10 protein-coding genes are annotated in these 12,774 nt (G+C 57.1%); all 10 read left to right on the top strand.

What is annotated here, in order from left to right:
• Nucleotides 1-197: 197 nt before the first annotated feature.
• The 10 genes from ACW9UQ_RS14430 to pgi all read left to right on the top strand — a co-directional run bounded on the left by ACW9UQ_RS14430 (nucleotide 198) and on the right by pgi (nucleotide 12,773).
• Nucleotides 198-620, top strand: coding sequence for a hypothetical protein (locus ACW9UQ_RS14430; protein ID WP_458931724.1), 423 nt, complete (start codon nucleotides 198-200; stop codon nucleotides 618-620).
• A gap of 110 nt (nucleotides 621-730) precedes the next feature.
• Nucleotides 731-1,384 (top strand): hypothetical protein, encoded by a 654-nt coding sequence (locus ACW9UQ_RS14435; RefSeq protein WP_458931725.1) that lies wholly within the window; start codon nucleotides 731-733, stop codon nucleotides 1,382-1,384.
• Between the two features lie 3 nt (nucleotides 1,385-1,387).
• Nucleotides 1,388-5,140 carry a calcium-binding protein gene (locus ACW9UQ_RS14440; RefSeq protein WP_458931726.1) on the top strand — a complete coding sequence of 1,251 codons (3,753 nt, stop codon included), beginning with the start codon at nucleotides 1,388-1,390 and terminating at the stop codon, nucleotides 5,138-5,140.
• Between the two features lie 497 nt (nucleotides 5,141-5,637).
• Nucleotides 5,638-6,030, top strand: a complete 393-nt coding sequence (locus tag ACW9UQ_RS14445) for an AbiEi antitoxin N-terminal domain-containing protein (protein ID WP_458931747.1) — start codon at nucleotides 5,638-5,640, stop codon at nucleotides 6,028-6,030.
• 174 nt (nucleotides 6,031-6,204) lie between these two features.
• Nucleotides 6,205-7,656 (top strand): glucose-6-phosphate dehydrogenase, encoded by a 1,452-nt coding sequence (gene zwf, locus ACW9UQ_RS14450; protein WP_458931727.1) that lies wholly within the window; start codon nucleotides 6,205-6,207, stop codon nucleotides 7,654-7,656.
• 12 nt (nucleotides 7,657-7,668) lie between these two features.
• Nucleotides 7,669-9,474 (top strand): phosphogluconate dehydratase, encoded by a 1,806-nt coding sequence (gene edd, locus ACW9UQ_RS14455; RefSeq protein WP_458931728.1) that lies wholly within the window; start codon nucleotides 7,669-7,671, stop codon nucleotides 9,472-9,474.
• A complete protein-coding gene (locus ACW9UQ_RS14460) occupies nucleotides 9,471-10,085 on the top strand; it encodes a pyridoxamine 5'-phosphate oxidase family protein (protein WP_458931729.1) in 615 nt (204 codons plus the stop codon). The genes edd and ACW9UQ_RS14460 overlap by 4 nt, the downstream gene beginning before the upstream one ends.
• Before the next feature lie 3 nt (nucleotides 10,086-10,088).
• Complete coding sequence (locus tag ACW9UQ_RS14465) at nucleotides 10,089-10,562, top strand: metallophosphoesterase (RefSeq protein ID WP_458931730.1); 474 nt, start codon at nucleotides 10,089-10,091, stop codon at nucleotides 10,560-10,562.
• A gap of 11 nt (nucleotides 10,563-10,573) precedes the next feature.
• A complete protein-coding gene (eda, locus tag ACW9UQ_RS14470; protein ID WP_458931731.1) occupies nucleotides 10,574-11,218 on the top strand; it encodes a bifunctional 4-hydroxy-2-oxoglutarate aldolase/2-dehydro-3-deoxy-phosphogluconate aldolase in 645 nt (214 codons plus the stop codon).
• A 1-nt stretch (nucleotide 11,219) separates the two neighbouring features.
• A complete protein-coding gene (gene pgi, locus ACW9UQ_RS14475) occupies nucleotides 11,220-12,773 on the top strand; it encodes a glucose-6-phosphate isomerase (RefSeq protein ID WP_458931732.1) in 1,554 nt (517 codons plus the stop codon).
• Nucleotide 12,774 lies beyond the last annotated feature (1 nt).

Raw genomic sequence — 12,774 nt, forward strand, 5'->3', positions numbered from 1 at the left:
AAAGCGTTTCGGGATAAACCTGAGACAAAAGATTATCCTGAAACGCAGTGATAAGCCTATATGGTGTACGCGTTTCGATTTTATGTGATGTCTCAAGGTAAACTCGAAACGCTTTAGGTTCTGATACTCTTGACGGTGGCGAAGAAAACGCGGGTCCCGAAGGAGATGTTCTTACTTACGAAGAGCTCTCGAACGCGGTGCAAATTAAGGTGGCTTTTGCGGGTGCTGGCGGAAACCAAACAGTTTTTCAAATCACTGATCTGGCCAGCCCGGGATCTTGGGTTGACAGCGCAATCGACTTTGAAACCATTCGGCTTACAAATTTTAATGATACCATCCAAATTAGCAGAGAAGTTTTTGATGGGCTATTAGAAACTACTATTATAATCGATGGTCTTGGTGGTACCGACGTAATAGACGCCAGCCTGCTTGATCAGACAATTGAGGTTGATTTTGCGCAGGGTTCAACCAAGCCGGTGGTGAAGCTTACGAGTGGTGCAGCTGCTGCCTCGACCGGTTCATCCGAGAATCCTGATGGGCTGGAGTTCGAAGGTTTTGAGGGTGTGGTTGGGACTGCGCACGCAGACACTAACCAATCGCGGTATTGGCGGGGCATCTGACTTCATCCGAAACTACACCGCTGCACAGCTTGAGATCAGAAGCGGTGCCCCTATCGGCAGTATCCGGACTGTTCTGCAGGAAGCCTCTGACATGATGGCGGACAAACGGGTTGACGCAAGCTTCGTCCCGCAGCACCATTCGTCAAGGTGGTAGTGAGCGATTCCTTTTCAATAGCATTTTCAATGGGGGCAATGATGAATGCTGGCGTCAGCCTGATTGCATTGTTTTTAAACGCAAAATGAAATACGGGAGATATTTTACCGCCCTCAAAATGGGCTTCCTAACTCTACCGATGTTCATAGTCGGAACGCCAGCACTGTCCGAGGGCAAGGGGCTGTTCTCGGATTTCCCTATTATTCAGGGCACCGTGGAATATGTTGACACCAGGGGTGTCATATATCTGCAAACAGCGGCGCAGGAAAATCCCATTCTAGTGGAGCCTTGGGCACTGACAGTGCCGCCGGAAGCGCTGAAGATCATACTGACATCGCGGGAGGTGGTTTGTCGTATTGTCTATGAGTTTGAGCACAAGAAGGTTTCAAACTGCGCCATACGATACTCATCGATTGAAGAATACTTAAGTCGAGGTGAGAAGTACTTTGGGATTGATGAGGTTTCTGTCAAACCGCCTAGTTCCATAAGAGAAATTTTCGGTGATTTGGGCATAGGGGATCAATCGTGCACGACGCGAGATATCAAGGACTATATCGACAATCCGGATCGATATGGTTCTGATTACAGATGTAGCAATATAAATAGGTGAAAAATGTCGATACAAAACCTTATTGATAACGGAACGATCCGACTTGTTGAGCCAACAACGTCCTTACAATCACTTGTTGATGTGAACGAAGACTCAGCTCAGGATGTGCGCGATGCAGCTCAAGAAATTGTTGCCAAGCTGGGCATATTGTATGCTAGCGGCGAATTTAGAAGGTTACTTTCCTCTTTTTCAACAGATGAAGCATTGGTAATCATCGTCGATCTAGGCAACGATCAGGCCCGTGGCGGGCCTGTATCGGATATTGATGGCGTTAAGGGCGTGGTGGAGGTCAGCGTCTTTTTCACGACTGGTTTCATAAACAAGAACGGCGATGTTGAAGCGGTCACACTTGAACGCGTGCTTGCCCATGAGATCGCGCACGCATCTGATGAGTCAATTCTTGACACGCAGCAACCGCTTGATGGCAGCATCCCAGATCCAGACTACAAGGGAGGAGCAGTTAACGTTGCGAATGCAATTATTACTGAATTGAGTCTTGGCTCCGAAAGAACATCATACTCTAGCGTGGAAAGTTTCGACTATCTTGGGTCCCCTCTTGGTGGGGAGGCGGAAGTTGATAACTGGACCGAGGGCAAAACAGTCGACCTAGTGCTCGTTGCGGAGGACAGTGACTACGACGACGAGGATGGAACACTAAAGGCCTCCGGGCCCGGCCCAAACATCAATACCTCAAGAAATACAGCCACAAAAGATGATTTAATCATTGATGACTTTCAGGGCAATAGAGACAATGAATTCATAACCGGTGAAGGTAATGACTTTATTTATGGATTGGACGGCAAAGATACAATTGATGCAGGTGAAGGCGACGATCATGTCTATGGCGGGCTAGGCAGTGACACGGTGATTGGCGGTGAAGGCAACGATGTGCTCTATGGAGAGGATATTAGGCCATTCATTGATCTCAAGGATGCTGCCGCTATAGATACTGTGGACTATTGCCGCGTTGACGGGGCGTTTACTGTCGGATTGGAGAAAGCTGCTGAGGATGATCGAGATGCAGTACTTAGGATTGAACATGAATCCGGCTGGGTTGATCTACTGCAGGACTTTGAAATCATTAAGATAAACGGTGGAGAGACTGTTTTTAAAACCGTTGATATAGAAACATTTAAGGTACTTGTTACCGAGAAGATTGTTGCTGAAAACTGTAACCAACCTTCAGCCGCGATTTTTGACGGATCTTTGTTGGAACAGGCTATTGAAGTTGATTTTTTACAGGATGCAACGAAGGCCGTGGTGAAGCTCAAGAGCGACGCTGTTGCTTCCAGTTCTGCCTCGACAGTTTCATCCGAAAATCCTGATAACGCATCGGAGGGTTTAGAACTCAAGGGTTTCGGAGGCGCGATTGGGACCTCGCAAGCAGACACTTTCATCTCCAACGGTCATGCGGTGCGGTTTGCTGGCGGGGATGGCGAGGATACGTTTGAGATCAGCAGCAACAAGGGTGACGGCCCGGCGATTGTCTGGGGCGGCGATGGTGGCGAACAGGACATCTACAAGATTGACCGCAATGGTGTGTTCGATGATGTAGGTTATGTCGTTGATCCTTTCGGCATCATGCGCGTGACATGCGAGGGATTGACTGCCGAAAACTTTGCCGATTTTGATTTCTCTGATTTTGGCTTAGGCGAAGACTTTGATTGGTCTGCCATTGACTTGGTGATCATAAACCCGGACGAAAACGACATCATCCAGTTTACCCCTGAAACGCCTGGCGATGACCCAATTACATTGAGCTTGGAGACATCGGATGATTTCGACGAGTATCTGGATGTAGGCGCACGGACGCCGGTCATCGATAGCTTGTTCGGGACGACTATGTATCAAGATGACGATCAAAATAGAGACACCTATGTCGTGTGGTGGGCGGATGTGCCCTTTGCGCAGAATGGGTTTTCGGGGCCGGTTTTTCTGCCATCTGATGGCACCGAGCTTGTCACCCCAAGCCCTTGGAATTATGAGACTTTCGGATGGACTCCAAGCTATGATGAGTTTCTCCTCACCCTTAGCCAATGCTGGTTTATGGTTGGCGGTGAGATTGATGGTACGTCTATCGTCGCGCCACAGACGGGTGGTTTCAACAGCGCGCTCCTGGATATTAACCTAAATATCGGCACTGATGGCGATGATACACAAATCGGGTCCGGCGACCGTGATGACAACTTCATTTCGAGCCTTGGTGGGGACAGCTACGACGGTTTGGGCGGTCTGGACAGTGTCAGCTATGCGCATAGTGGCGCTGCGGTAACGGCCAATCTTGCGCAAAATAGTGCCAGTGGCGGTCATGCGGAGGGAGACAGCTTCAGTTCTATTGAGGGTCTGTCTGGCAGTGCATTTGATGACACGCTGATTGGCGATGCGGCGGACAACACACTCAGTGGCGGCGACGGTGATGACACCCTAACCGGGTATGAGGGGGATGATCGCCTGATCGGTGGCTTTGGCAATGACCACTTCCGTGGTAATGCTGGCGCGGATATCATTATTGGCGATCTCAGCGGTAATCTCAGTGGCGCGCAGGTTGCCGGGAACGACATATTCTCGGGCCATGTTGGGGCCGATACGCTGATCGGCGATACCGGTGGGGACATGACTGACACAGCGCAAGGCGGGGATGACGATCTTGGCGGCTGGCAGGATGACGACATCATGATCGGTGATGCGGCTGGCGATATGCGCGATGACGCGCGAGGTGGGGATGACGGCCTTGGTGGCGGAAGTGGCGACGATATCGTTTATGGGGACGCGAAAGGTTCGCTGAGCGGAAATGCCGTGGGCGGCGCGGACACAGCAACGGGCCACAGCGGTGCTGACACTTTATATGGTGATGCAGGTGGCAATATCACCGGCTCTGCGCGCGGTGGTAATGACAACTTGGCTGGATGGGACGACAATGATCTGCTGGTTGGCGATGCCGGTGGTGATTTGCGTGGCTCCGCTGTTGGCGGGGATGATGTTCTTGGCGGCGGCGGTGGCGATGATGCCCTGTATGGCGATGCACAAGGCTCAATAGCCGACACTGCGGTTGGCGGTGCAGATACACTGACCGGCAATAGCGGCGATGACCTCATGATTGGTGACGCTGGAGGAGATATAAGCGGAGCCGCGCAAGGTGGCGCAGACGCTCTCAGCGGTTGGTCCGGAGCCGACATCATGATCGGTGATGCCGGAGGCACTATGTCCGGGACAGCCACTGGCGGCATTGACAGTTTGCATGGCCATGAGGGCAATGACAGCCTCTATGGTGACGCTTTGGGCGACATGAAGGACAGCGCGGTTGGCGGTGATGACTATCTGCGCGGCTGGACTGACGATGATCTCATTGTGGGCGATACCGGTGGTGCGCTGATTGGCTCCGCCAGGGGCGGCAATGATGAGCTGAGGGGTGATCAGGGCAACGATACGCTCTATGGGGATGCGATCGGGGCCGATAATGGCAATGGTGGCGCAGACCGGCTTTCGGGGGGAACCGATGATGACAATCTCTATGGTGGTTCAGGCGCAGATACATTTGTGTTTAACGCAGGCGATGGCAGCGATGTGATCCATGACTATCAGGACGGCATCGACAAGCTGGACTTCAGCGGTTCCGGCCTGACCTTTGCAGACCTGACGATCACAGCAGGCGGCAACGGAGAAGCCATCATCGCCTATGGCAATGGCGACCAGATCACACTCCAAAACGCAGCGGGGCAACTCGACGCAAGCGACTTCATCTTTGCGGTGGCTTAGGAACCACAAGACACATGGTGAGCGCAGCAGGCTAACGCTATTTGCAAGATGTGTGCGGTAGTACCGCACATCTTGGCAAGGGGGTCCGCTGCGCGCCCCCGTTGCATCCCCCTAAGCCATGGCCGGACCGAGGCATTGAGCCCCAATCCTGCCAGCAAACATATCGGTGTTTGATCCCTCGCAAGGGAGATGTCATCTCCCCCCTGCACCCCATAGACCAAAGGGACTTCGTTCCCCTTGGAACCCTGACCAACCGTTCGCCGATTGGATGCCGCCAAAGAGCCTATCGCCGCCCCTTGGAACCCGCTCGCAGGGCTTGGAGATTTGCCTCTCCACCTGCATCGAACCATGCACAATCGTGATGTGCGGTTGACGCCCGATCGGTGAACACACTACTCTTGTAGTTTGATTATGCCTGCTCTTCTCCACTTTTGGTGAAGTTTTAGGAATATATTCAAATTTGCACTCTGGTTTGAGAATGTGACAATATGTTCACCATGAGTACACCAAAGGGATCAAAGCTAAACCACCTTCAGACGTCCCTGCCACAAGGGATGATCGTGGATTCTGGCTGGATGGAGACGCACGGCTTCTCGCCGTCTCTTCGGAATCGATACGTGAAGAGCGGTTGGCTGGAACAGCCTGCGCGCGGTGTCTATCGTCGTCCTGGCGGGCAGATGTCAACGGGCGAGGAATTTCTGTTCGTCGTCGAAGGCAAGATGATCGTGCAGGCAGAGGGCAAGGCGGATGTCGTCCTACGCGCAGGCGAAAGCCTCTATTTCGACAGCGGGCGGGGACATCTTTATGCCTCGGCCACAGACCATCCGGCCCGCATCCTGTGTGTTTGCACCGGTATCGGTGATAGTGATCGGTCAGATGGTGCGGACTGAAAGCGTCTAGGCTGAATACTCCGCGTCCAGGCGAAAGCCTTGCCGGTTGACACCGCCCCGCCAAGCGCTAAGCCTCAAGTCAGACTGCCGGATCGGCCCGACCGGCAGTTGCGCTTTGCCGATGCGGGCCGACCACCCGCAGATGTTTGCATCTGCAAGATACGGTCTGACTCTATGGTAGCACGTACAATTCCCGTCGATGCCTTTGATCTGGTGATCTTTGGCGGCACTGGTGATCTGGCCCGGCGCAAGATCCTGCCCAGCCTGTTCCGCCGATTGCGGGCCGGACAAATGCCCGAAGGTGCCCGCATTATCGGCGCGGCACGTGGCGATATGGACCGCGCCGGATATCAGGACATGATCCGCGCAGCGCTGGAAGAGTTCATCGCCGTTGAAGACCGCCCCACCGATCTGCTGGAAAGCTTTCTTGATGCCCTCGACTATGTCACGCTGGATGCGCTGGGCGAGGGAGGTTGGGCCGATCTTGAGGCGAAGCTTCGCGATCAGGTTGTGCGGGCGTTTTACCTGTCCGTCGGCCCCTCATTGTTCGGACCGATTGCTGCCAAACTGAAAAGCACCAGCCTTGCCACCCCCGACAGCCGCATCGTGGTGGAAAAACCGCTGGGGCACGATCTGGCCTCGGCCCGTGATCTGAACGCGCAGCTTTCGGCCAGTTTTGATGAACAGCAAATCTACCGCATCGACCATTATCTGGGCAAGGAAACCGTCCAGAACCTGATGGCGCTGCGCTTTGCCAATGCCTTTCTGGAGCCGCTTTGGTCTGCGCAGCATATTGACCATGTGCAGATCACCGTTGCCGAAAGCATCGGCGTCGAAGGGCGCGGTGGGTATTATGACAAGTCCGGTGCGCTCCGCGACATGGTACAGAACCATCTGATGCAGTTGTTGTGCCTGACGGCGATGGAGCCGCCCTCACGCTTTGAACCGGACGCGGTGCGTGATGAAAAGCTGAAGGTGATCCGCGCGCTGGACCCTGTGCCTGTGGGCGACACCGTGCGGGGGCAGTATCGCGATGACGGCAATGGTAGCTATACCGATCACGCCGAAAATCCCGATAGCCGGACCGAAAGCTATGTGGCGCTGAAAGTTCAGGTCTCGAACTGGCGTTGGGCCGGGGTGCCGTTCTATCTGCGCACCGGGAAAAAGCTACGCGCGCGCCTGTCCGAGATCGCGATCATGTTCCGCGCCGTGCCGCATTCGATCTTTCCCGAGGTTGAGGATAAGCGCGGTAATGCCCTGATCATCCGCCTGCAACCGGACGAAGGCATCACGCTGCACATGACCATCAAAGACCCAGGTCCCGGCGGCATGCGCCTGACCGAAGTGCCGCTTGATATGAGCTTTGCCGAAGCACTGGGGCCGGATGCCGAAAACGTGCCGGATGCCTATGAACGCCTGATCATGGATGTGATCCGCGGCAACCAGACCCTGTTCATGCGCGGCGACGAGGTCGAGGCCGCCTGGGCCTGGACCGACAGCATTCTGGCCGCGTGGGAGGCGCATCCCGAAAAGCCGCAACCCTATGACGCAGGCAGTTCCGGGCCCGAGGATGCCCTGGCCCTGATGCATCGCGACCACCGCCGTTGGCGTGAGATTGAAACCTGAGGAGGCACAGCCATGACGCTGAACGGGACCACTGCCCGCGTCACAGCCGAGATTGTTGAACGGTCTGCACCAACCCGCCGTGCCTATCTGGACCGGATGGAACGCCAGCGGCAGGAGGGGCCATCCCGGGCGCATCTGAGCTGTGGCAATCAGGCCCATGCCTATGCCGCGATGGGCGAGGATCAGGCAGCCCTTGCCACTGGATCGGCGGGCAACCTTGGGATCATCTCGTCCTATAACGACATGCTGTCGGCGCATCAGCCGTTCGAGGCGTTTCCCGCCCTGATCAAAAAAGCAGCGCATGAGGTCGGTGGCACCGCTCAGTTTGCGGGCGGTGTTCCGGCGATGTGCGACGGGGTCACGCAGGGCCAGCCGGGCATGGAACTCAGCCTGTTTTCCCGCGATATCATCGCCATGGCGGCGGGGGTTGGGCTGTCGCATAACACCTTTGATGCCGCTGTTTATCTTGGTGTGTGTGACAAGATCATCCCCGGCTTGGTGATGGCGGCGGCCACCTTTGGTCACATCCCGGCGGTGTTTTTGCCTGCGGGACCAATGACCTCGGGTCTGCCGAATGACGAAAAGGCCAAGGTGCGTCAGCAATTTGCCGCTGGTGAGATTGGCCGTGATAAGTTGATGGAGGCTGAGATGGCCTCGTATCACGGGCCCGGTACCTGCACATTCTACGGCACGGCCAACACCAACCAGATGCTTATGGAGTTCATGGGGCTGCACCTGCCCGGCGCAAGCTTCGTCAACCCCAACACGCCCTTGCGGGAGGCCCTGACCATCGAAGGCGCAAAGCGGGCGCTGGCGATCTCGGACCTTGGGAATGAGTATACGCCCGTGTCTGATGTGCTGGATGAAAAGGCGTTCGTGAACGGCATTGTCGGGCTGATGGCAACCGGTGGCTCTACCAATCTGCTAATCCATCTGCTGGCGATGGCACGGGCCGCCGGGGTGATCCTTGATTGGGGGGATTTCGCGGCCCTGTCTGACGCCACACCGCTGATGGCACGGGTCTATCCCAATGGCCTCGCGGATGTGAACCATTTCCATGCCGCTGGTGGGCTGGGCTATATGATTGGTGAATTGCTGGGGGCAGGTCTGCTGCACCCGGACACCCGCACCGTGATGGGTCAGGGGCTGGTGCATTACACGCAGGAACCAAAGCTGATTGACGGTGCGCTAAGTTGGGATGCGGGTCCCGGCATCAGCCAGAACGACAAAATCCTGCGCCCGGCCGCCGACCCGTTCCAGCCGACCGGCGGCATGGCCCGCCTGGCTGGCAATCTTGGAACCGGGGTGATGAAAGTCTCCGCCGTCGCGCCTGAGCGTCAGGTGGTTGAAGCCCCGGCCCGCGTGTTCCACGATCAGGCCGAGGTGAAGACGGCTTATCAGGCCGGAGAATTTACCAGCGACACGGTCGTGGTGGTGCCGTTTCAGGGACCAAAGGCCAATGGCATGCCGGAGCTACATTCCCTGACCCCGATTTTGGCCGTACTGCAGGACAAGGGCCTGAAGGTGGCGCTGGTTACCGATGGCCGCATGTCCGGTGCGTCAGGCAAGGTGCCCTCAGCCATCCATGTCAGTCCCGAGGCACTGGATGGCGGGCCGCTGGCCAAGCTGCGCGATGGGGATATCGTGCGCGTCGATGCGGTCAAAGGAACGCTGGATGTGCTGGATGAGGCGGCCCTGGACCGCCCGATTGTTGAGGTCGATCTAAGCCACTATCACACGGGTCTGGGCCGGGAATTGTTCGGCCAGTTCCGCGCCACGGTCGGCAGCGCAGAGACAGGAGCCTGTGCCATCCTATGACAGCATGGATTGAGGATATCAAAGGGCTTAAGGCCATCTATGGCCAACCGAGTCTGAGTTCGACCGCAAAGGTCACCGATCGGCTTACCCCGCAATACCGCGACTGGATCCACGCGTCGCCCTTTTGCGCCATGGCCACAGTCGGACCGGAAGGCACCGATTGCAGCCCGCGCGGCGATGACGGGCCGGTGGTGTCGGTTGTTGATGACAGAACCCTCGCCCTGCCAGACCGGCGCGGCAACAATCGCATTGATACGCTGCGCAACATCGTGCGTGACCCCAGAATATCGCTGATGTTTCTGATCCCCGGCTCAGGGACCGTCATGCGGGTGAACGGGCAAGCGAAAATCACCGCCGATGCTGAGGTTCTGGCCCGATACGAAACGCGCGGTGCACTGCCGCGGACAGTTACCTTCGTCAGCATCGACGAGATTTACTTCCAATGTGCCCGCGCCGTGATGCGCGCGAAACTCTGGCACGGGGGGCTTGGGGTTGATCCCAAAGGGCTGCCAACGCCCGGACAAATTCTGGAGACGATGACTGAGCGTAAGGTGGATGGTGCTGCCTATGATCGCGATTGGCCGGGCCGGGTGAAAGACAGCATGTGGTAGCCCATGACCGATTTCGTCACCGGCTGCACCCATTTCGGCCATGCCAATATCATCCGCCTTGCCGACCGGCCATTCTCAAGCGTCGACGAAATGAATGAGACGCTGATCGAGAACTGGAATACGACCGTTAACCCGCAGGATACGGTTTATCACCTTGGCGACTTTGCGTTTCAGGGCGCTGCCGGAGAAAGCTATCTTGACCGACTGAGTGGCCGGATCGTGCGATTGCAGGGCAACCATGGTCCAAAAGGCTGGGGTCAAGACTATCTTCGGGTGAAGATCAACAAGATTGCCGTTGTTCTGTTCCACTATCCGATTAAAGAATGGGATGGTTGGTGGCGCGGTGCTGTCCATCTTCACTGCCATACGCACAAGCAGGAGTTCCGGTCGGGCGAGCGTCGTGGCAATGTGGGTGTCGACGCAACGGATTTTCGGCCGATCAGACTTGAAGATGCCGTCTCTGCCCTTTTGGATTGAAGGAACCGCACATGATTACCCCAGCCGATGCCTGCAAACGCACAAGAGAGGTTTGTTCTCTCGCCCCAATCGTCCCGGTTCTGGTGGTCAGTGATGTCGCCCATGCCCGCCCCTTGGCCGAGGCCTTGGTCGCCGGGGGCCTGCCTGCCCTGGAAGTCACCTTGCGCACCCCGGCCGCGTTGGAAGCCATCAAAGCTATGGCAGAGGTGCCGGGCAGTGTCGTGGGTGCCGGTACGCTGGTCACGCCAGAGGATGTCCGTCAGGCGGTGTCTGCCGGGGCGCAGTTTGGCGTCGCGCCCGGTGCAACGGATGAGTTGATTGCCGCTTGCGAGGCAGAGGGGCTGCCACTGCTGGCGGGTGCCGCGACGGCGACTGAGGCCATGCAGATGCTGGCGCGGGGGTACGATATCCTGAAATTCTTCCCCGCTGAAGCCTCGGGCGGTGCACCGGCCCTGAAAGCCATTGGCGCGCCTTTGCCGCAGATCAGCTTTTGCCCGACGGGGGGTGTCAGCCCCTCTAACGCCGGTGACTACCTGTCACTGTCCAACGTGATCTGTGCAGGCGGCTCCTGGGTTGCGCCGGGGGATCTTGTGACTGCGGGCCGCTGGGATAAGATCGAAGCGCTTGCGCGTGATGCCGCCAGACTGGAGCGATAAGATGACACTTTGGGATCGCCTACATACCGCCCGCGCTGAAATGAAGGATCGCCGTATCACCGATCTGTTTGATGCCATGCCGGACCGGTTCGAGAGTTTTTCGGTGCGGCAGGCGGATATGGTGCTGGATTATTCCAAGACCAATATGGGCGTTCGCGCGCGTGACCTGCTGCTGGAGCTGGCGATGGAGGCCGGGGTTGAGGGTCGGCGCGACGCGATGTTCGCGGGCGACAGGATCAATACAACGGAAGACCGTGCTGTGCTGCACACCGCCCTGCGGAACCGCGCGGACCAGCCCGTGATGGTTGACGGGCAGGATGCGATGCCAGGTATTCGTGAAACTTTGGACCGGATGGCTGGGTTTGCCGAAGGTGTGCGGAGCGGAAGGATTACCGCGCCAAACGGCCAGCGCTTTACCGATGTTGTGAATATCGGCATTGGGGGGTCGGACCTTGGCCCGGCCATGGCTGCGCTGGCACTGGCCCCCTACCACGACGGACCGCGCACGCACTTTGTATCGAATGTCGATGGGGCGCATATTCATGACGTGCTGAAGGGGCTGGACCCGGCGACAACGCTGGTGATTGTGGCCTCAAAGACCTTCACCACCATTGAAACCATGACCAATGCCGAAACCGCCCGGGCCTGGCTAGGCGACGACGCCGGTGCGCATATGGCGGCGCTGTCCTCGGCCACGGACAAGACAGCCGCGTTTGGGATTGCACCTGATCGTGTGTTCGGGTTCGAGGATTGGGTCGGCGGGCGCTATTCCATCTGGGGGCCGATTGGGCTGAGCCTGATGATCGCCATCGGGTCAGAGAATTTCGCCGCATTTCTGGACGGTGCCCATGACATGGACCGCCATTTCCAGACCGCACCAATGGGCGAGAATATGCCCGTGATGCTGGCGCTGACAGGCATCTGGCACGCAAATATCTGCGGCTACGACACCCGCGCCGTGTTGCCCTATGACCAGCGGCTGGCGCGGTTGCCTGCCTATCTGCAGCAGCTGGATATGGAATCGAATGGCAAACAGGTGACTCCTGATGGCAGCCCAGTCCCCCGTGACACCGGGCCGGTGGTTTGGGGCGAGCCGGGGACAAACGGCCAGCACGCATTCTATCAGCTGATCCATCAGGGAACGCGGGTGATCCCGTGCGAATTCCTTGTGGCCGCGGAAGGACACGAGCCTGATCTGGCGCATCAGCATGACCTGCTGGTGGCCAACTGTCTGGCCCAGTCCGAGGCATTGATGATTGGGCGTCCCAAGGCCGAAAACCCCCACCGGATGTTCCCCGGCAACCGCCCGTCGACCACACTGGTCTATCCCAAGCTGACCCCCAATGTGCTGGGCCGGATCATCGTGCTTTATGAACACCGGGTGTTTGTGGAAGGCGTGATTTGGGGGATCAATTCCTTTGACCAATGGGGCGTGGAACTTGGCAAGCAACTGGCCAAAGAGATGCTGCCGCTGGTCGAAGGCGGCACACCTGAGGGCAAGGATGGCTCTACCACCGGGTTGCTGGAGGAGGTCCGGGCGGCATGGACCCCCTGAA

This window comes from Halovulum sp. GXIMD14793 (assembly GCF_054457435.1).